Here is a 19,446-nt window from a genome sequence, read left to right as displayed (position 1 = left end):
TCGCCCCGCCGTTCTGAACGGTACCGCCGTCGCAACACGTCAAAGGGGCCCGAGGGCCCCTGCGTACTTGAGAAAATTACTCAGCATTGCGCCGCCGTTTAAGCGCGGTTTTACGCCGCCATCAACAACAGCTACCCTGAATTCACCGAATCGTTGCTTGAGGTGCTGTACCCACAGTATCTGCGCACCGTACCCGCTTGCGCGATCGCGCAATTCGATCCGACCGCATTGTTCAACCAACTGACGACGCCGTTCACGTTGGCGCGCGGCACGTCGCTCGATGCCAATGCCGCATCGTGCCGATTTCGAACGGTCTACGACGTTACGCTGTCGCCACTACGCATTCAATCGGCACGCCATGCGCCCGCTACGGTGGTCCCTGCGGCGGTTCGGTTGCCGGCCGACGTCACCGGTATCATCTCGATCGGATTTGCCAGCGCAACACCGCCTGAAACCTTCGATGCCTCGATCCCGTCCGACCTTGTTCGCACTTACCTGTCCGGTGACCGGCCGCTGGTCGCCGCGCTGACCGACGCTTTACTGCAACGCGCCTGTGCTGCGTTCGTCGAGGTCGACCAGAGCGGCCGGTGGAACGCATTGTCGAAAGTCCCGATTGAGGCCGTGGGCTTCAACGATAACGATCGGTTGTTGCCGAAGGAACCCACCAACACCTCGGTTGCGTTCCAATACCTAATCGAATCGTTCGCGTTCCCGGAGAAATTCGATTTCGTCGACATCGATCTGGAGCGGATGCGATGTGCTGCGCGCGCACCTGAAGCACGGCTACTGACGCTGCACGTCGCGATACGCGGCATACCCGAGAAATCGAGCGCAAATCAAGCAATGAACGGCCTGGACGCTGCCGCCTTCAAACTGTTCTGCACCCCGGTCGTCAATCTGTTCAAGCGAGACGCAACGCCAATCCAGTTGACGAGCACCGACACGGCCTACCCTGTGACGCCCGTCGCGCTGCAAACAGGCGTCCCCCTCGACGTGTATTCGATCAACGCCGTCTATTTAGGGGATCGCACGCAATCCGATCAGGACAAGGTTGCCCCAATGGTCCGTCAAACCGCGCGCACCACCGTCCTACCGTATCATGCGTTTAGTCACAGCCGACCGGCCGATCCAGCCATCGCCTACTGGACAGCCTTGCGAGATCCCCACGCAGCAGTCGGTGCATCTTGTTCGCCGCTCCGGCTGTCACTGGTCGGTTTGGAGGGAAACGCCGCCCATCCGAAGCACCCGCAATTGGACGTCGACGTCACGGCAACCAACGGAGATTTGCCCTCTCGCTTGCCGATCGGCGCGCCTGACAGCGACCTGCTGCACGAGGGTGCCGCGCTGGCCTGCCCGATCCGATTTCTTACACGGCCGACCTTGCCGAGCAAGCTGCCACGCGGACATGATTCTTTGTGGCGAGTCCTGGCCGGCATGTCACTCCACCCGTTTGATCTGACTCAAATGGGCTTGAAAGCCTTCAAGGATTTTCTTCGGCTGCACGCGCCGCGCACGAGCGTCGTCGCCCAACGCAGCGTCGACGCAATCACCGGACTTGACTATCAGCCTGCTATCAAATGGATGTCGCTAGCCAGCCAATTTCCGTCGTACGTACGCGGAGTGGAAATCATCGTATCTCTGGACGAGGGTGCGCTACGCGACGTCACGCTGAGCCTGTTCGCACGGGTGCTCGAACGACTCTTCGCGCCCTACGCGCCGACGAATAGCTACGTGCAATTGGTCCTCCGCTCGACGCTGAGCGGTACGGAGTTGCTGCGCTGCCCCGCTCAGCCGGGGACTCGTCCCGTACTCTAGTTGATTCGCGACGACGAGGAACTGTCGCACTCCGACGACCGATCAGATTTTTCGATGATCAGTTCACGCCCGGCAATTCGCTGATCGGCCCCTGTCGTGGGATGGGCTCCGCGCCTTGATACGTCATTTGGCCAAACATGAGCCCGACGCCGAGGGAATCCGTCAGCCCTTCCATTCGACCCTGTGTTTTGATAAAAACCGGTGCCGACATGATTGCCTGCCGCATGAACATCCCTCCGGCCAATGGGACCGTGGCGAGTTTCATCAGACGCGGATCGATTCCTGCGAGCATAAACGTGCCGCTCCAGCCAGCGAGATAACCGACTGACCAATCAACGTAGATCACGCCACCTTCAAAGTTCTTGAGTTGCAACTCTTGGCCATGGAAAGCTTCAGTCATGTACACCGCGCCGTCGCTGTCGAAGCCTTTTGTTGCACCGGCCCCAGAGATGCCGCGACCATGTACATTGAGCTTAGGCAACTCAAGCTTACCTAGCTTGAGCCATTTGAGAATAGGAACCGACACCCCCATACCCGTGCCAGCGTACGCGAACTGCTCGAGTTGACCAGATGGGGGTTTAAGCACAATGACGCCACCCGAGGCGAGAAGCAGGTTAAGACCGCCGCCGCCACCCGCTCCGGTATTGAATCTCCATCGACTCTCTCTCAGTGTCTTTAACCACATGGCTTATCCATATTTTGGTCGGAATGACTCTCCCGTCAACCCGGCGTACAGGAACGCAATCGTAAACGCGGCTGATATAAGAGTCTCAAGCCACATGTTGGTAAACGTGTCGATTTTCGCTGTTGCAAGTGGCTTGGTCGGATCATAGCGGACAGGAACAGAATCCCCGACTTCCACCGAGACAAAGCTCCCGGGAAACGATACGTGTTCGCCAGTTCGTGTCACAAAGGAAATCTCTGGGTGACGCTCGCCGTAGTTCAGTTGAACGACCGTACCTTGCGTTGCAATCGAAGATTTGATGAAAGCCAGCCTGTCACTGAGCGAAATCAGCGTCCAGACGGCTGCGCACAGACCGATCACCAGCGCAACGTAATTGAACTTGTGTGCTTTACTGGCCACTGTTTTTCCTGATATTGAATGTCGCCCTCAAACTTCCTGACACGCTTCACGAAACCTTGCGCGGTTTGCCGCACTCAAGAAGGCGGCGCGGTAAGCTTATCAAAGTCGGTACTCAGGCGGCCGATAGTTCTCTACCCGCCAATACGACACGAACGTGACAACGCTTTCCATCCGACACGCATATCTTGCGATTTGCGAAGAACGACGTCAATTCTACGCCCGTTCCAATCTGCTCCTGGTGCTTACCGGAAGCTGACGGCGTTTGCCAATCGTCTTTGAATTCGTGGTCATTGCATGGAAAGCGTACTGTTGACACCAGTGACCGCTTCGAATAGAGGCTCCCTCGATTTTTCGCCTTCCAACGGTCCCGAGTTATGCGGCGGCGTCCTTGGTCTGCCGAGCTTTGACCCAGTCGAGAAGGAACCGCTCTGGAGAAACAAAGCCGAGCGACGAATGACGACGACTGCGGTTGTAAAACACTTCGATGTATTCGAACAGATCGGCCTTCGCGTCCCGATGCGTCCGGTAGTGCGTGGCGTGAACCCGTTCGTTCTTCAAGCTGTTGAAGAAGTTTTCCGTCGGGACGTTGACTGCTCTTTTGGAATCGCCGTTGCTTTTCCGGCGAGGACCGCTCGCGCGGCGTTTTCCGCATCGGTCGGATCAGATTTTCCGCGCAATCGGCGCGCAGCCCGATCAGGACGATTGACCTCGAGCACCTCAACCTCGTGATCGCGCAGTACGCGGGCCAAGCCTGCGCCATAGGTGCCGGTCCCTTCAACGCCAGCCCGACACAGATGACCGAGAGAATTCGCCCAGGTCAGCAGTTTGAGATATCTCGCCGTGTCGGCGGACACCGACAGCGTGCCAAGAAGCTTTCCTGTTTCGCTCATTACTGCCCCGACATGCGTATCGAGATGCGTGTCAACGCCCATGATGAGACAGTCCGGCAGGCTGCAATGGGGCTATCGCTCGCCCGCGCACGCGTCCTTCTGAACGCGCACGAGCACGAGCACGCGCCCGCACGGGGGAGCGCAGGCGCGAGCGGGCGGCGTAAGGTCGCGAAGATAAGCGCATCAAATTTGAGCCGGGAGGTAGCAGATATTGAGCTGACGGGCCTAGTGTCCTGTTCCGTTGTTAACTAAGCTATATTCGCGTAGCATGTTGACGTCAACGGAACGGGAGACGTCGGCATGGCGATGGGACGACCGAAGGCGGAACTGGTGCTGAGCGAAGACGAGCGCGCGCAACTGATGTCGATTGCGCGTTCTCGCTCGATTTCGGCTGCGTTGGTCACGCGGGCGCGCATCGTGCTGGCGGCCGCTGACGGCGAGCCCAACAGCGCGATCGCGCAGCGCCTGCACCTCACGCGCGCTACGGTGGGCAAATGGCGTCTCCGATTTCTGGATCAGCGCATCAACGGACTCTATGACGAAGTCCGCCCCGGCAAGCCGCGCACGATCGGCGATGAGCAACTGGCACAACTGATTCACAAGACCCTGCACACCAAGCCTGCGGACGGCTCCACGCACTGGAGCGTGCGCACGATCGCAGCCGAAACCTCTATCTCGCCGACGAGTGTGCACCGCTACTTCAAGCTGCTGGGGCTGCAACCGCATCGCAGCGAAAGCTTCAAGCTCTCGACCGATCAATTCTTCATCGAGAAATTGCGCGATGTGGTCGGCCTGTACCTGAGTCCGCCGGAGAACGCCCTGGTCTTGTGCGTGGACGAGAAGAGCCAGTGTCAGGCGCTCGAGCGTACGCAACCCATGCTGCCGATGGGTTTCGGCTACGTCGAAGGCGTCACGCACGACTATGTTCGTCACGGTACCACCACGCTGTTTGCCGCACTGAACGTGCTCAACGGCGCCGTACTCGCCACCTGCAAACCGCGCCATCGACATCAGGAATTCCTGTCGTTCCTGCGCGAAATCGACAAGGCTGTCCCGGCCGATCTCGACGTGCACTGCATCGTGGACAACTACGGCAGTCACAAGCATCCGAAGGTCAAGGCGTGGCTGGCAGCCCGCCCCCGCTGGCACATGCATTTCATTCCCACCTATAGTTCGTGGCTTAACCAGGTCGAGCGCTTCTTTGCGCTGATCACTGACAAAGCGATCCGCAGAGGCTCGTTCAGCTCGGTCAAACAACTGATCAACCGTATCGATCAATTCGTCTCCCACTACAACGAAAACTGCAAACCGTTCGTCTGGACCGCGTCAGCCGATTCCATCCTCGAAAAGCGGCACAGACTTTGTTCGCGAATCAGCGGAACGGAACATTAGAATCCCGTCACGCTCCAGTCACAGTGAATTGTGATTGGCCCTGCAATCCGTCGGATGTGGGCGGACGCGTGTGGAGCGTAAGCGCCTGAATAAGCGAAGAATTCTGGCCCGCCCTACACGATTCGAACGTGTGACCTACGGCTTAGAAGAACGGCAGTTTGAAAATTGGCAGCAACGGAAGTGCAGTCAAATCAATGACTTGCAGCGATCGCCACATCTAATCGGCTGCGCTTCTGGTGCCAATTTTCGCCCTTTCGCGACGACTCTCGTCAAGATTTCGTCAAGATCGCTGCACCCCACTTCGGGAGTCGGCTCATAGGCAAACAAAGCGTCGGACGGCTCTATACCCTATTTCCGGCTTCCATCGTCGTCGCCGAGGTCCTTGAGGCGCTTTTTGAGCTTTTGGTTCTGGATCACGAGCAGCGCGAGAGCAATCAACGTCGCGACTGGAAAGAACCACTCGCCGGAGTAATGGAGCAACGCCCATGCGACTGCCGCAACCACGATGGCGAAGGCGATCAGCGCCAATCTGTCGGTCAGCCGGTTCATGCGGCGGCTCTCCCTGCGACCTGCGTGCGGAACGCAAAAGCGCGTGCGCCCAGCCCCGGCCGGAGCACTTCGGGATGCATTTGTATGGCGCGGTATACGTCCGGCGGCAGCGAAACGCCCTTCCGCGCTGCCCATCGGCGCACGAACGACGTCGCCGCGACCTTATTGCTGCACGTAATTGACGCGTCGGTCGCGACGATGAGGCTGCCGACGACCGCGCCGGCGTAAAACGCGCCGCCGCACGCCGACACGACGGCGAGCATTTCAAGCCCTGTTGTGGCTCCGATCAGTTCAGCGACGGTCGCCTCGGGCCCCAACGCCTTCAGCGTACCGAGGATCGTCGTTAGCGTACCGGTGGCGGTCTGCAGCGTTCCGAACAGGCTCGCGGGCGCCGGTAGCCCGAGCGCCTCCATGTTCGCCTTGAACGCTTCGTAGAAATTCGTGCATTTTGCCATCTGCATTTCTCCAGAGGAAATGCCATGGATTCTATCAGTCCTCTGTTCGCAATCCATACGTCGGACTGGGTGAGGACAAGGCGCCGCGTGCTGCGGGTAGTGAGGAGCCTAATTCCGCCCCGAGTCATTCGCCATATTCCTCTTTAGACGCTGTAGTTGTGGTGACTACCCGTTCCGCAGTCGTAAATGGAAACAGAACAGATCTCCGGCTCCCATGGCGCGCGCTTTCATAGATCGATCAAGCCGAGCCGCAGTTCGCTGATGCCCGGATCTTCGTCCGGCGCGCGGTAGTTTGTGCACATTGCCGATCCCCTTTTTCGGCGCTTGACTGCTGCATATTACTCCACAATATACTGTATATCCATACAGTATTTGTCGTATTATGAAACCGAACTGGGCGTACGTCTGGGAGTACACGTATCCAGACACCGAGGACCGCACAAGCACATTTTTTCCGCTGACGGTCAGCGAGTTCGTGAGCTACATCGGCTTCGCACCAGAGGAGGTCGACGCGCGAGCGCTCGAAGATACGAAGGTCGATCGCAACGTCACCCCGCTCGTTGCCACGGGTATCAAGCGCGTACCGAAGATGCCCGACTTTGTCCCGCCGACCGAGGAGGAACTGCGGGCGATCTGGCGCGCACGGCGCGACCCCGAGGTGCGGCGATTGATCCTTGAGATAGTGGCCCTTCGAAAATCACTATGGAAGATCCAAGACTGACACAAATACACCGATCGCTCTACCGAGGACAAAGGGGACCTGTGAGGTCCGCACGGGCCGTTTCAAAGACTGCGCCACTTGCTGCGAGACGAACTGCGGCGCGCGAGGATGATCGAATAACGACATTAGCGCACAACGTTAAACCGCTCGCCCACCATCTCGTGCGATTACATGCTCGTCACAGCCAAATAAGGAAAACTACTGTTCTTGCGAATTGGAATGATCCAACCAATGGCGACTCTGAGCCAGGTTGGGCAGATGCTATCTGCGCCACTTAGTTTCAACGATCCCAATTAGCAATCCAGCTCCGACGTCTAGCAGTGCCTTCCACGGCAATAAAACACAGTAAGATTAAAATAGCACCCGCGCGAATTCCGCATCTATATCGAGAATCACTCGATCAACTCGTTCACGCGCGACCAGCATCAATCAATTAAACAACGCCACCCTTAAGGATTTGATAATGAAACATGCACCACAAATTTGCATAACAACCGTTATTGTTTTACTTTCTCAGCCAGCCATCGCAGGATACTTGGATGTCTCCTCCAATTGGAAAGCTCCTGCTGGAGTCGATATGAGCAAGAGCCAGGCTAAGAGAGTTGCAGGCAAATGTAATACCGTCCAAGCGTATGTCAGCAAGGGGAAAAAGGCCGGCGCGACAATCGTAGCTGGGCCACATGCCACTCCAACAGACAGTAAAATTCACTTAACGGTACGTCTGTATGACGAGCAAGGGAAACACACAAAATCTTGCCACGTATATACAGGCAAAAATAACAGTTTCGCAAGTTGCAATTGCGAATACACCGACTAATCCAATATATAGATCGGCTCTAATTAATAATTTTCATCGACACCCAAATAAACAAGCTGCTCGATCATTTCAATTACCATCCAGCCCGCATCGGAAATACTAACAGTCCAGCTCAACAATCATTCTCACTCTATGTTAATTTTCTTTTCAAAATACAGCAATATCACGCAAGCGATACCGACGCTCTTTATATCCAATACAGCTATTGTTTATCGGTCACAAGATGAAGGTATTTCTTGCTAGTGATACGAAGCATGTCGTTCATAGCAAAACTGCAGCACGCCTCCTTCACTCATATGCATAGACTAAGAAAGTTCGGAGGATGGCTCTTTCAGTAGACTACCTATATTGACTGCAGTGCGGCGTATTGTCCGCGCAACAAACCCGTAACCCCCACCACAAAGGAGACGATGATGGCATACGCGCAATGGATCGAAATAACCATTGATGTAAAAAAATCAGTTGAAACCGTTAACATCAGGAACGCGCACCTCGATTATGGAAAATTCTATCAAGCGCCTGACAAAGATACTGAAATCAAAGTCGATGTAATCAGCAGCACCAACGTCGATTCAGGGAAACCCGTAACGATCGCAGCCTGTGGCCGCTCCGATGCCCCAGCTGGAACACAGGGCTATTTCGATATTTTTCGCTTCGGAACTAAAATTGGAAGATTTCTTTGGGATAATCCTTGGACAACGGGCGCAGCAAATAGCTGGAATTTTGAGAGGGAGTCCGATGAATATGCGGCCGTTGTAAGTGGCGGCCATACAAGCGGTCCACATATCGGCCAAATCTCGATACAAATCGGCAAGTTCCAATAAACCAACGCGCGGCCCCGATCAATCAACTGACCGGGGCAATGGGCTCGCTACTTCTTTTTGGGTGCAATACCCCAGCACTGGGCAGCGCGCTCGTTCTCGGGAATCGCCGCGGGGCTGTGCTTGCACTTGTCGATCGTGTCGAGTGCCGTCGTATATTCACCGAACAGACGATCAGCAATCTTCGCGACATACGCACTTCGAACGGCATCGTTCGGAACCAAGCACGTTGAATCCATCTGCTCCGGCGTTACGGGCATGCCACCGATCGCGTTGACATACCTGTTCTGCGACAGGATTGCAGACAGCGTCACGATCGGATTGGTTGTGTCGTCTTTGTGGTCACACGGGCCCAGCGGTTGAGCTGCATAGACGACCCGCCCCTTCAAATATTCTCGTTTCACGTACGTGTCGAGATCACGCTCGAACTGATCGATCGCCGCTCTCTGCACTGGATCGTCGTTTCGCGTAACCATATCCGCGAATTTGAAATTGATGAGAACCCACTCGGTAGGGATGCCCCAGGGGATATCCCGAAGCTCGGCGTCGGTAGGAGCGACTCCCGAGTTTTCCGACATCACCAGTTCGTGCAGTGTCGTACCGTCGATCGTGCCGGGATACACCGCGATATCGGCACCACGGGCCTTGAATGCCGCTTGCAGCGAATCGATCGTTGCCTGATTGTCGGCCACGACCGCATCGCGGCCGGCCCCGCCCGATGCGCCCGTCGGCGCCGCCGCCCGTACAGAGGCGCGTTGCGCTGCCACGAGCGGCGCCCCCGAATAGGCAAGGCGAATCGCAGGCCCGGCCGACGCCGGCGCGCCGTCACCTCCTCCGCATGCGGCAACAACAAGGCAAAGCGCCAGCCCGGATAGGATCGGTATTTTTTTCATGATTGGTCTCAGGTTCTCGAATGTTGTTCACTTCATGAGTCTCAGAGCTTACAGATAAATTTCAATTCGAGCACCCAGGCGTCTGTGGACGAATTGCGCACGCCCATCCCTGCAACGTCTTCAATTTGTCGATTTCGTTCTGGTCGTCTCCAGCGACGGCGAAAACGCGCTCTGCAACCGCTGCGTCGATGTCTGCGTAGGCGGGGGCACCATCGACCACGCCGGCGGCGCCGGAAGCCCCGGACACGCCGTCGGCACTGGTTGCAGAACAGTTGCGGACGGCGACGTGCAACCGCTCAGTGCCGGCAGCAAGAGCAACGCGATAGTTGCGATTGTCGGCCTCATGGTCGTTTCTCTCCTTCGTGAATTGAGCGTCGACGGCGGCCACCGCCGATGCCGCGGTGTCGTGAGCGGCAATCGCGCGCTGTTCTGCATCGAGCGCGACCCTCGAAATCGCGCTCAAGTCGTTGGCGTGCCGCTGCGCATCGTTCGCTCGCGCGGCCTGTTCCTCTGAGAGCCGTCGGACACCGAACTGATGATCGATGAGTGCGCCGGCCGCCGCGGCGAGCGTGGCGATGAGCACGTACGGCCATAGCATCTTCAGCATCACATCCCCCTCTCGCACAGCGCGCGCTCGGCAGCGCGGCGCTTCACGAGACCTGGCAGCACTCGACTGCCGGCTGTGACCCATTGCGGCCGGCCGCTAAGCGCATCAAATTTCGGCCCGCAAATTCACGCATTTCGCCGAACAATGAAGCGGACACCAAATTCACGCACCAATTCATTAACCGTGAATGGCAGATTGACAATCGAGAATTGCCGGCGCAGAATCGCATGAACTTGGAGAACCTTATGCCGCACCCCGAAGATCAAGCAACGCCGACTCAGCATGTAATGCGTCTTCTTCTTGAGAATCGCCTCGATGAAGCAGCAGAGTACATTGAAGTGACATTAGGGACGCAGATAGCAGCGCTAGAGCACCAACTGATGGTGCTGCGGAAAGAGCAGGCTCTATTAGGGCAGCTTACGCAACTACATCGGCGTCGCGAAGGGCAACTGTCCGCCGATACGGCAAACCCTGCGCAAATTGTGCCGCCTCCTACGGCAGATGGACTTCTCGACTTGGGTGATTCCGTCGAGGACGTTCGACACACGATCTTTTCAATGTGTATTGAATTGGCTCAACGTAACGGCGGCATGCTGTTGTTGGCTGATGCCGTTGAGGAAGTGAAGAAACGTGGAATCGACCTGAAATCAACCCGCCCCGGAACTAGCATCGGAAACATGCTGTTCAAGTCTGCCGACTGGACTCGAGCCGGAGACGGTCTATTCAGGTGGAATCTTTACAAGAATTGAATTTGAGAGAGCCCGCTCGACGCCGCGAACGTCGGTGCGGGCTCATATTGCAACCCGCGTCCGTGAAAGGAGCGCAAATCAAGGAGCATTCATGCGGCTAGCAACCGTGCTGCTCGTCGCACCCCTAGGCGGGGTGAGAACGACGTTAGCGGCGCTTACCTTATTATGCAATTGATTGCAATGCGGGCACGGCGCTGGCGCGCCGTGTCTGTATTGTGCTTCAGTTCGTCCCGGTTTACAAGCAGCAGCCCCGAGCGCGCCACCTCATCGCGATTATCGGTGGCCGAATCCATTCACACTCCATTCACACTGAACAGCGAATGGAACGACTTTACCGCAGTCGCTCGCGTGGATAAGCGATTGATTTGGAAGGAATTTCTGGCCCGCCCTACACGATTCGAACGTGTGACCTACGGCTTAGAAGGCCGTTGCTCTATCCGACTGAGCTAAGGGCGGTCGAGGAGGAGGAAGATGGCGGCAAGCGCCGCGCATTTCAGTGCTGCGGGAGGCTGCCGAAATGTTCCGTCAGCCATGACAAGCATCCCACGGCAAGCCCAGCAAAAACCGAGCCGGCAATTATACCCGATCGCCTCCCGGAAGCGATCGGAAACGCCAATCGCGCATCAAACCGGCTGCGTGTTGAACATGAACCAGCCGAGGCAGAAAAGGCCCGCGAGCACGCAGTACAAGCCGAACGACGCCAGCCGCCCGCGCCCTTCGAAATAGCGCATCAGGAACCGCACGCTCAGATACGCGGCGATCGCGGTCAACACGCCGCCCAGCAGCGCGTCGGCGAGTTGATCCGGCGCGTGGAAAAGCTTCGGCAATTCGAGCAGCCCCGCCGCGAAGATGATCGGCGTGCCGAGCAGAAACGAGAACTCCGCCGCCTTCTCCGCCGTGAGCCCCGCCGCGTTGCCGGCGATCATCGTCAGACCGCTGCGCGAAAAGCCTGGAATCAGCGCGCCGATCTGCGCGAGGCCGACGAAAAACGCCTGCTTGAACGTCAGCTTCTCGGGCGGACGATGCGCGCGCGCGCGCTGAATGCGGTCGCCGAGCCACAGCAGGATGCCGTTGACGATCAGCGCGATCGCAACGATACGTAAATCGTGGAACACCCGCTCAATGCGCTTTTCGAGCAGCAGCCCGACGAGCCCCGTCGGAATCGTGCCGATGATGAGCGCCCACATCAAATGACCCTCGTCGTTCTTGCGTCCGTTCAGCGACGCGAAGAAGCCGGCGATCAGCGCGACCCAGCGCTCGCGGAAATACCACAGCAGCGCGAACGCGGTGCCGAGGTGCAGTGCAACGAGGAAGGGCAGCAATTGCGGCGCATGCTTGTCGATGTGCATGCCGACAAGCGCGGGCACGAGGAGCGTGTGCCCCAAGCTGCTGACAGGAAAGAGTTCGGTGACGCCCTGCAGGACGCTCAGAAATACCAGAAACCAGAAACTCACGCGTCGGTCCTTTTATCGGAGTGGGTTAAGCGAGGAGAACTGACGGGAACGGCGTCGTGCAGATCGCCGCGCCGCCCGAAAAAACCGCGCCCCGATTATGCCGAGCGAGAATGACCGCGCCAAGGCGTTTGGCGCGAATCGGGCATCTGGCTAACAGCCAGATACACTTTTAATACGATCGAAAGCTTGAACGAAAGCGAATCGCAGCAGATTACAACAATGCTCTCGGAGCGAAAAGCGGCGAATCAGCGGCCGACTTTGTAGAAGAACAGCACGGTGCTGCCGGTGAACATGCCGAACAGCGTGAGGGCCATTGCAGTTGCCAGATCCATGTTCGCTCCTTATTGGGTACAGATCCGGCGCTTTAAGAATGACCGGTTTGCGTCATTGTCCTTACAGCTTGCCATTTTTGACATCCTCGATTTCCCGCATGCGCGATTTCCCTTAGCTGTCCGCGCGTGACCCGCCGCACAGCCCCGCGAACACAAGCCCGCGGCGATTCCGCTATCCTTGGCGGCCCTACTCTAGAGAACGTCGACGCCTGCCATCATGCCCTCTTTCCAGAACCAGGACATCCTCGAACTCATCGACGGCGCGTCGTTCGCGCGCATCGCGCCCCAAGCGGGCGGAAGACTCCTGTCGTGGAGCATCGACGGCGCGAGCGTCGTCTTCTGGCCGGAATCCGCCGACTGGTCCCTCCCCGCGAAGATCCGCGGCGGCAATCCGCTGCTATTCCCGTTTCTCGGCCGCCACCGCGTCGATGGACGGATCGGCTTCTGGCGCGACGGTGCAGGCGTCGTCCGCGAACTGCCGATGCACGGCTTTGCACGCGACCTGCCGTTCGATGCGCAAGTCGACGCCGACGGCCGCGGCGTTGCGCTGACGCTCGAAAGCAGCGACCGGACGCGCGCCGGCTTTCCGTTCGAATTCCGCTTCGCCGCGCGCTATCGGCTCGTCGACGAGCGCACGCTCGACGTCGAGCTGACCACGACCAATCTCGGCGACACGGCGCTGCCGCACTATGCGGGCCATCATTTCTATTTCGCGTTGCCGCACGCCGAACGCGCGTCGTCGGTGCTCGAACTGCCGCCGACGCAGCGACGCCGTCAACTGGACGACGGCTCGATCAGCGCGCCCGAAGCCGGTCTGCCGCGCTACACGCTCGATGATCCGCGCATCCTCGACTGCTTCCACTGCCTCGACGGCGTGCCCGCCGAACCGGTGCGCGTGCTGATGCCCGGCCGCCGCCACGCGATCGAGATCGACCTGAACCGCTCGGGCTCGGTGCCGTGGTACGCGGTAACGACGTGGACCGAAGCGCCGGGATCGGATTGCTATTGCGTCGAGCCGTGGCTTGGCCTGCCGGACGCGATCCACAACGGCCTCGGCCTGCGTCACGTCGCGCCGGGCGCAACCGAAACCGCGGCGCTGCGCATCCGCGTGACGCCGCTCGCGTAGCGCCGCGCACCACGCTCGCCCAAGCGCGGCAGCCTGCTCGAACGGCTGCCGCGCGGGTCCGCCCCGCCCGCCCGCCAAACCTTCCGAACACCCGCCGCCGACGTCCCAATACCCCGAAACGACGAGCCCGCTGCCGAACCCGTTAAAATCAGATGCTTTTGTATCCGCTGCCGCGCACCGTCGCGGCGGTGCTTTGCGAGGTTCAATGTTGCAGAAAACCACGAGACGGCTCGTCGTCGCATCGCTTGCCGCGCTGCTCGCCGCGTGCGGCTCGGCGCCCGTCGGCCCCGGCTTCTACCGGGTCGAGCGCGGCGACACGCTCTCCCAGATCGCGCGCGCGAATCGCCAGTCGATCGCGAACATCGTCCGCTGGAACCAGATCACGAATCCCGACGCAATTGAAGTCGGCCAGGTGCTGCGCGTCGCGCCGCCGCCGGGCTCCGCTTCGACGTCGGGCACGGCAAGCGCCTCGCGCAGCCCGAGCCGCCCGGCGCCGTCGTCGCCCGCCACCTCGTCGCCGCCCTCCGTGAAGCCCGCGTCGAGCATCTCGCTCGTATGGCCCGCCGCCGGCAACGTGATCCGCTCGTTCGACGGCTCGAAGTCGAAGGGCATCGACATCGCGAACACGGCGGGCACGCCCGTCGTCGCAGCAGCAGCCGGTACGGTCGTCTACGCGGGCAACGGCCTGCGCGGCTACGGCAACCTGTTGATCGTCAAGCACAACGCCGATTTCCTGACGACGTACGCACACAACCGCACGCTGCTCGCGAAGGAAGGCCAGACGGTTGCGCAGGGACAGAAAATCGCGGAGATGGGCGACACCGACAACGACCGTGTCGCGCTGCATTTCGAGCTGCGTTACGGCGGCCGCTCGATCGATCCGTCGCGCTACCTGCCGTCGCGCTGACGCAGCGCAAAGCGGCGCGCACGGCGCGGCGCGTCGTGCGCGTTCCGGCGCGAGCCGGGCGATCGGATCAAGAAACGATCAGCGTTTGCGCGGCCGGCCGTGCAGACGGCCGGAAAGCGGATCGACGCGGCGCGCGAACGCCACCAGCGCGCCGATCCCTATCACACTGAGCCCCGTAGCTATCAGAAACAGGTCCATGGTCGTATCTATTGTTGGTGAAACGATCATACGCAGCATTTGTAGTTTGCGCATGAACGCGCCCTCTAGGATCGCCCCTAATGGCCGCGCGTACGCCCGGCGATTCGGTGTACTGTGCGTCGAAACGCCGCACGAAAAACAACCGGAGACGCCCGATGCTGCCCCACGCCGCCAGTTACGCCGAACTCGTCGACCGCTTCGAATGGCGCGTTCCGGCGCGCTACAACATCGGTGTCGATGCATGCGACAAATGGGCTGACGGCAGCGGCCGCGTCGCACTGATTCACGAGCATGCGGACGGCGTCATCGCGCGCTACACGTTCGACCAGTTGAGAAGCGCCTCTAATCGCCTCGCGAACAGCTTCGCGCGCGCAGGCGTGAAGCGCGGCGACCGGATCGGCATCCTGCTCGCGCAAGGCCCGGAAACGGCGATCGCACATCTGGCCGCGTACAAGCTCGGCGCGATCGCGGTGCCTCTTTTCACGCTGTTCGGCGCGGACGCGCTCGAATTCCGCCTCGGCGACAGTGGCGCGGTCGCGCTCGTCACCGATCGCGCCGGCTACGAGAAGATCGCGCCGCTGCACGCGTCGCTGCCGTCGCTCGCGACGATCTACTGCATCGACGGCGCGCCCGATCTCGCCGAGCCCGGCGTGCTCGCGTTCGATGCGGCGCTCGCGGCCGAATCGGACAAGTTCGAACCCGCTGACACGTCGGCCGACGATCCGGCGCTCATCATCTACACGTCCGGCACGACGGGCAAGCCGAAGGGCGCGCTGCACGCGCACCGGGTGCTGCTCGGCCATCTTCCCGGCGTCGAGATGTCGCAAAACCTCTTTCCGGCGCGTGCGCGCCTCTCCTGGACGCCCGCCGACTGGGCGTGGATCGGCGGCCTTCTCGACGTGCTGCTGCCGTCGCTGCATCACGGCGTGCCGGTGCTCGCGCGCCGCTTCGAGAAGTTCGACGGCGTGGCCGCGTTCGAACTGCTCGCGCGGCACGGCGTGACGCACACGTTCTTGCCGCCGACCGCGCTGAAGCTGATGCGCGCGGCCGTCGCCCAGCCGCGCGAACGCTACGCGCTCGCAATCGAGTCGGTCGCGAGCGGCGGCGAGTCGCTCGGCGCCGAACTGGTCGCATGGGGGCGTGACGCGTTCGGCGTGACGATCAACGAGTTCTACGGACAGACCGAATGCAACGTCGTGCTGTCATCGTGCAGCGCGCTGTTCGAGCCACGAGCGGGCACGATCGGCCAGGCGGCGCCCGGACATCGCGTCGCGATCGTCGACGATGCCGGCAACGCGCTGCCGCCTGGCATCGAGGGCAACATCGGCGTGCGCGCGCCCGACCCGGTGATGTTCATCGGGTATTGGCACAAGCCCGATGCAACGTGCGAGAAGTTCGCCGGCGACTATCTGCTGACGGGCGACGCAGGCGTCGCCGATGCCGACGGCTTCATCCGTTTCGTCGGCCGCAACGACGACGTGATCACGAGCGCCGGCTACCGGATCGGTCCGGGCCCGATCGAGGACTGCCTGCTCAAGCACGCGGCGGTACGGATGGCGGCCGTCGTCGGCGTGCCGGACGCGACCCGCACCGAGATCGTCAAGGCGTTCGTCGTGCTGAACGCCGGCTATGAAGCAAGCGACGCGCTTGCATGCGAGTTGCAGGCGCACGTGAAGACCCGGCTCGCCGCGCACGAATATCCGCGAGCGGTCGCATTCGTCGACAGCCTGCCGATGACCGCGACGGGCAAGATCATCCGCCGTGCGCTGCGTGATGCGTGATGCGTGATGCATCCGATGTTCGAAACGCATGCGGCGCAAGCGCAGCATGTCGAGCCTCGCTCCGCAAGCGAGCGACGCGCATCGAATCGGCCGCAAAAGCAACGCGATAGCGCCAACGCACACCGCTCACGCAGATCCATCGGCACGCGTACGCCCTTATCGTCCCACGCCGCCGCGTGCTGCGAAACTCGTCCGAGCGGCCGAGTCTCGCCGGCCGCGCGAATGGTTTATAGTGGCGCTCACCGTAGTTCAGTTGCCTCACTCCATGTCTCCGAATACCCCCTCCTCCCCCAACGCGCAGCACAGCCCGCTCTACCTGAAGCTTCTCGGCGAAACCGCCAAGATCGACTGGTGCGATCTCGAGCGCTTCTTCGCGCAAGGCAAGCTGTTGTCGGTCGCGCGCGATCTCGATCTCGTGAGCGTCGCCGAAGCGGTCGCCGGCGACGACAAGGATCAAGTCACACGCTGGCTGTCCGCGGGCCACGTCGAACGGATGCAGGCCGGAACCGCGCACGATTACGCGACGCGCAATCCGGAGCTGTGGGCGGTCGTCGTGTCGCCGTGGGTGTGCGTGCAGGAACGCACGTAACGCCGCGATGTCCGCCCCCTCCGCGTCCGCGCACCCCGACGAAGACCCCGAGCCGCGCTCCGCCGCGAGCTGGCACCGCCGCGTGCTCGGCCTCGCGCTGCCGATCATCGCCGCGAATCTCACGCAGCCGATTCTCGGCGCGGTCGACACGGCCGTCGCCGGCCATCTCGACGGCCCGCAGTATCTCGGCGGCGTCGCGCTCGGCGGCCTCTTCTTCAACTTCGTGTACTGGGGCTTCGGCTTCCTGCGGATGGGTACGACGGGGCTCGTCGCGCAGGCGTTCGGCGCGAACGATCTCGCCGGCATCCGCATCAACGTGCTGCGCGCGCTGCTGCTCGCGTTCGCACTCGGTGCGGCGGTGCTCGCGCTGCAAACACCGCTCATAGGCCTTGCGTTCGCCGCGCTCGGCGGCAGCGACGCGGTGCGCTCGACCGCGCTCGACTACGCGCACGCGCGCATCTGGGCCGCGCCGTTCGCGCTCGCGAACTACGTCGTGCTCGGTTATCTGCTCGGCGTGCAGCGCGTGCGCGTCGCACTCGCGATCCAGGTGTTCATCAACGTCGTCAACATCGGCGCGGTGCTGCTCTACGTATATCGCTTCGATTGGGGCGTCGCGGGCATCGGCGCCGCGACCGCGACGGCGGATATCGCGGGCTTCGCGCTCAGCGCGCTGCTGCTTCGCCGGCTGAACCCGCGCGGCCTGCCGAAGATCAGGCGCATCGAGCTCTTCGATCGCGCGGCGCTCGCGCGCCTCGTTGCGCTCAATCGCGACATCTTCCTGCGCACGCTGTGCCTGCTGTCGGCGTTCGGCTGGTTCGCGCATCTCGGCGCGCGACAAGGCGATGCGATGCTCGCCGCGAACGCGCTCCTCCTCAATTTCCAGACCTTTATGGCGTACGCGCTCGACGGCTTCGCGCACGCCGCCGAGGCACTCGTCGGCGCGGCGGCGGGCGCGCGCAACCGCGACGCGTTCCGGCAAGCGCTGCGCGCGACGTTTTTCTGGGCAGGCATCGGCGCGCTGGGCTTCGCACTCGTCTATTGGGGCGCGGGCAGCTGGATCGTCGCGCAACTCACCGATCAGCCGTCGATTCGCAGCGTCGCCGAACGCTACCTGCCGTGGGCCGCGCTGTCGCCGGTGATCTCAGTCTGGGGTTTCATGCTCGACGGCGTGTTCATCGGCGCGACGCATACACGAGCGCTGATGCGCGCGATGGCGGCATCGTTCGCGCTGTTTGTTGCAGCGACGTTCGCGCTTGTCGGTCCGTTCGGCAATCACGGGCTCTGGGTCGCGCTGCTCGTATTCATGGCCGCCCGCGGCGCGACGCTCGCGCGCCATCTGCCCGGGCTCGAGCGAGCCGTCGCGGGCCACGCGCCGTCGATCGCGCGCACTACAGGCTAACGTGTTTTTCGCGTCGCCCGCGGCGCAAGGCTTGACCGATACCCGTTAGTCGCCAATGGCGGCCTTGGCGACGTGAATGCATCGTCAAACGGCCTGTGTCGTGCGACTCGGCGCTGCCCAGCGGCGAGCCGCGCCGGCGCCTGCATCGCGGCGCGCAGGCACGCTGCGTGCGCGCCGCCAAACGCTGCGCACAACGCGCTTATTGCGGCTGCTTCGCGGGCGCCGCAGCCTCCCCGCCTGCCCCGGGCTCGCCGAGCATCGACGGCGGCGTCATGTCGGTCGGCACACCTTGATAATCGGGCGGATCTTGCGGCGGCGTGCCGCGGCGGCCTTGCCGGGGATCGCTTGCGCAGCCGGCGAGCACAGCCGCCACGAGCGCGGCGATGACGATGCGGGTCATGAATTTCCTCGGAGTGAATGAACGATCGCGCCCCCGTTTCTGCCGGATCGCGCCCGGCGAGTCTACTGGAAATTGGCGTGCGATGACGCCGAAGCGCGGCTTCGTGTCCGCGCCGGCATGTCCTACTATGTAGACGTGGCGCTATGCCGGTGTGAAAGGAGGGCTGCCATGGATGCCGAATCGATTGCGGGCCTGATCGGCCTGGGTATCGGGTTGCTGGTGCTCGTCAGCTTGTCGGTGTACGAGTCGCGCGAATACAAGCGCTCGCACAACGGCGAAGGCATGATCCATCACTGGATGGCTGAGCATCACCTGCTCGACTGGCGGCGCAAGCACTGACACGCTGCCGCCTCTCTTCCACCGTCTCATGCACGACGAACGCGACGCCGCACGTGGATGCGCGCGCGGCGCGCCGCCATAGCGCGCGGACGGTGCCAGTTCGAAATCACCTGATGCCCGCTCGTGGC

The 19,446-nt window shown here is 61.1% G+C and carries 20 protein-coding genes, 1 tRNA gene and 6 pseudogenes; 12 read left to right on the top strand and 15 right to left on the bottom strand.

The window, feature by feature from the left end; genetic code table 11:
- Window positions 1-114: 114 nt before the first annotated feature.
- Window positions 115-1,815 (top strand): annotated as a pseudogene (gene tssF / locus WS62_RS30810) (type VI secretion system baseplate subunit TssF); the annotation flags it as partial.
- Between the two features lie 58 nt (window positions 1,816-1,873).
- Here tssF and WS62_RS30805 read toward each other — a convergent pair.
- From WS62_RS30805 to WS62_RS35590, 4 genes and pseudogenes are all read right to left on the bottom strand, one after another.
- Window positions 1,874-2,500: a hypothetical protein gene (locus WS62_RS30805; protein WP_156441191.1), complete on the bottom strand. Its 627-nt coding sequence runs from the start codon at window positions 2,498-2,500 to the stop codon at window positions 1,874-1,876.
- A 3-nt stretch (window positions 2,501-2,503) separates the two neighbouring features.
- Entirely contained in the window at window positions 2,504-2,899 is a 396-nt protein-coding gene (locus tag WS62_RS37135) for a DUF3592 domain-containing protein (RefSeq protein ID WP_197422958.1), read from the bottom strand.
- A gap of 372 nt (window positions 2,900-3,271) precedes the next feature.
- Window positions 3,272-3,487 (bottom strand): annotated as a pseudogene (locus tag WS62_RS30800) (IS3 family transposase); the annotation flags it as partial.
- Window positions 3,487-3,831: pseudogene (locus WS62_RS35590) on the bottom strand (IS110 family transposase); the annotation flags it as partial. The pseudogenes WS62_RS30800 and WS62_RS35590, both read right to left, overlap by 1 nt.
- Window positions 3,832-4,089: 258 nt before the next feature.
- Between WS62_RS35590 and WS62_RS30790 the strand changes: the two are divergent.
- Window positions 4,090-5,181: an IS630 family transposase gene (locus tag WS62_RS30790; protein ID WP_066579130.1), complete on the top strand. Its 1,092-nt coding sequence runs from the start codon at window positions 4,090-4,092 to the stop codon at window positions 5,179-5,181.
- Window positions 5,182-5,529: 348 nt separating this feature from the next.
- On the opposite strand, the gene WS62_RS30785 is transcribed toward WS62_RS30790, so the two are convergent.
- From WS62_RS30785 to WS62_RS38580, 3 genes and pseudogenes are all read right to left on the bottom strand, one after another.
- Window positions 5,530-5,730: a hypothetical protein gene (locus WS62_RS30785; protein WP_066579128.1), complete on the bottom strand. Its 201-nt coding sequence runs from the start codon at window positions 5,728-5,730 to the stop codon at window positions 5,530-5,532.
- A complete protein-coding gene (locus WS62_RS30780) occupies window positions 5,727-6,242 on the bottom strand; it encodes a hypothetical protein (protein WP_231748461.1) in 516 nt (171 codons plus the stop codon). Before WS62_RS30780 ends, WS62_RS30785 begins: the two co-directional genes overlap by 4 nt.
- A 173-nt stretch (window positions 6,243-6,415) precedes the next feature.
- A pseudogene (locus tag WS62_RS38580) lies at window positions 6,416-6,487 on the bottom strand (SOS response-associated peptidase family protein); the annotation flags it as partial.
- Between the two features lie 80 nt (window positions 6,488-6,567).
- On the opposite strand from WS62_RS38580, the gene WS62_RS38575 reads away from it, so the two are divergent.
- The 3 genes from WS62_RS38575 to WS62_RS35580 all read left to right on the top strand — a co-directional run bounded on the left by WS62_RS38575 (window position 6,568) and on the right by WS62_RS35580 (window position 8,547).
- The gene (locus WS62_RS38575) at window positions 6,568-6,906 is read left to right on the top strand and encodes a hypothetical protein (protein WP_231748460.1); all 339 of its coding nucleotides are present in this window, start codon (window positions 6,568-6,570) and stop codon (window positions 6,904-6,906) included.
- A gap of 463 nt (window positions 6,907-7,369) precedes the next feature.
- A complete protein-coding gene (locus WS62_RS35585) occupies window positions 7,370-7,723 on the top strand; it encodes a hypothetical protein (protein WP_082721422.1) in 354 nt (117 codons plus the stop codon).
- Window positions 7,724-8,136: 413 nt separating this feature from the next.
- Entirely contained in the window at window positions 8,137-8,547 is a 411-nt protein-coding gene (locus WS62_RS35580; protein ID WP_197422957.1) for an aegerolysin family protein, read from the top strand.
- A gap of 47 nt (window positions 8,548-8,594) precedes the next feature.
- On the opposite strand, the gene WS62_RS30770 is transcribed toward WS62_RS35580, so the two are convergent.
- From WS62_RS30770 to WS62_RS38570, 3 genes and pseudogenes are all read right to left on the bottom strand, one after another.
- Entirely contained in the window at window positions 8,595-9,437 is an 843-nt protein-coding gene (locus WS62_RS30770) for a hypothetical protein (protein WP_082721420.1), read from the bottom strand.
- Between the two features lie 61 nt (window positions 9,438-9,498).
- Window positions 9,499-10,044 (bottom strand): lysis system i-spanin subunit Rz, encoded by a 546-nt coding sequence (locus WS62_RS30765; RefSeq protein ID WP_066579148.1) that lies wholly within the window; start codon window positions 10,042-10,044, stop codon window positions 9,499-9,501.
- Window positions 10,044-10,148, bottom strand: a pseudogene (locus WS62_RS38570) (lysozyme); the annotation flags it as partial. The pseudogene WS62_RS38570 and the gene WS62_RS30765, both read right to left, overlap by 1 nt.
- A gap of 123 nt (window positions 10,149-10,271) precedes the next feature.
- Between WS62_RS38570 and WS62_RS30760 the strand changes: the two are divergent.
- A complete protein-coding gene (locus tag WS62_RS30760) occupies window positions 10,272-10,793 on the top strand; it encodes a hypothetical protein (protein WP_066579120.1) in 522 nt (173 codons plus the stop codon).
- 379 nt (window positions 10,794-11,172) lie between these two features.
- Here WS62_RS30760 and WS62_RS30755 read toward each other — a convergent pair.
- Window positions 11,173-11,249 (bottom strand) — tRNA-Arg (locus WS62_RS30755).
- 167 nt (window positions 11,250-11,416) lie between these two features.
- On the bottom strand, window positions 11,417-12,247 hold the full coding sequence (locus WS62_RS30750; RefSeq protein WP_066579117.1) for an undecaprenyl-diphosphate phosphatase: 831 nt from the start codon (window positions 12,245-12,247) through the stop codon (window positions 11,417-11,419).
- Between the two features lie 549 nt (window positions 12,248-12,796).
- On the opposite strand from WS62_RS30750, the gene WS62_RS30745 reads away from it, so the two are divergent.
- Together WS62_RS30745 and WS62_RS30740 are read left to right on the top strand one after the other, a co-directional pair.
- A complete protein-coding gene (locus WS62_RS30745; protein WP_066579115.1) occupies window positions 12,797-13,705 on the top strand; it encodes an aldose epimerase family protein in 909 nt (302 codons plus the stop codon).
- 205 nt (window positions 13,706-13,910) lie between these two features.
- Complete coding sequence (locus WS62_RS30740; protein ID WP_066579109.1) at window positions 13,911-14,612, top strand: peptidoglycan DD-metalloendopeptidase family protein; 702 nt, start codon at window positions 13,911-13,913, stop codon at window positions 14,610-14,612.
- A gap of 78 nt (window positions 14,613-14,690) precedes the next feature.
- Here the strand turns inward: WS62_RS30740 and WS62_RS37130 are convergent, their stop codons facing one another.
- Together WS62_RS37130 and WS62_RS38565 are read right to left on the bottom strand one after the other, a co-directional pair.
- Window positions 14,691-14,864, bottom strand: a complete 174-nt coding sequence (locus tag WS62_RS37130; protein ID WP_156441189.1) for a hypothetical protein — start codon at window positions 14,862-14,864, stop codon at window positions 14,691-14,693.
- A 12-nt stretch (window positions 14,865-14,876) separates the two neighbouring features.
- A pseudogene (locus WS62_RS38565) lies at window positions 14,877-14,977 on the bottom strand (heavy metal-associated domain protein); the annotation flags it as partial.
- Between WS62_RS38565 and WS62_RS30735 the strand changes: the two are divergent.
- From WS62_RS30735 to WS62_RS30725, 3 genes are all read left to right on the top strand, one after another.
- Complete coding sequence (locus WS62_RS30735; protein ID WP_066579145.1) at window positions 14,966-16,591, top strand: acyl-CoA synthetase; 1,626 nt, start codon at window positions 14,966-14,968, stop codon at window positions 16,589-16,591. The pseudogene WS62_RS38565 and the gene WS62_RS30735 overlap by 12 nt on opposite strands.
- Window positions 16,592-16,856: 265 nt before the next feature.
- The gene (locus WS62_RS30730; protein WP_066579106.1) at window positions 16,857-17,180 is read left to right on the top strand and encodes a DUF2288 domain-containing protein; all 324 of its coding nucleotides are present in this window, start codon (window positions 16,857-16,859) and stop codon (window positions 17,178-17,180) included.
- 7 nt (window positions 17,181-17,187) lie between these two features.
- Window positions 17,188-18,579, top strand: a complete 1,392-nt coding sequence (locus WS62_RS30725; RefSeq protein ID WP_066579104.1) for an MATE family efflux transporter — start codon at window positions 17,188-17,190, stop codon at window positions 18,577-18,579.
- A 199-nt stretch (window positions 18,580-18,778) separates the two neighbouring features.
- Here the strand turns inward: WS62_RS30725 and WS62_RS30720 are convergent, their stop codons facing one another.
- On the bottom strand, window positions 18,779-18,979 hold the full coding sequence (locus tag WS62_RS30720; RefSeq protein WP_066579097.1) for a hypothetical protein: 201 nt from the start codon (window positions 18,977-18,979) through the stop codon (window positions 18,779-18,781).
- A 168-nt stretch (window positions 18,980-19,147) separates the two neighbouring features.
- Between WS62_RS30720 and WS62_RS35570 the strand changes: the two genes are divergently transcribed.
- Window positions 19,148-19,318 carry a hypothetical protein gene (locus tag WS62_RS35570; RefSeq protein WP_010102873.1) on the top strand — a complete coding sequence of 57 codons (171 nt, stop codon included), beginning with the start codon at window positions 19,148-19,150 and terminating at the stop codon, window positions 19,316-19,318.
- Window positions 19,319-19,446 lie beyond the last annotated feature (128 nt).

Origin of the sequence: Burkholderia sp. ABCPW 14 (assembly GCF_001523835.1) — a bacterium.
GTDB lineage: Bacteria > Pseudomonadota > Gammaproteobacteria > Burkholderiales > Burkholderiaceae > Burkholderia > Burkholderia mayonis.
The sequence above is the reverse complement of the archived record's forward strand: the minus strand, read 5'-3'. Positions and strand labels throughout refer to the sequence as shown.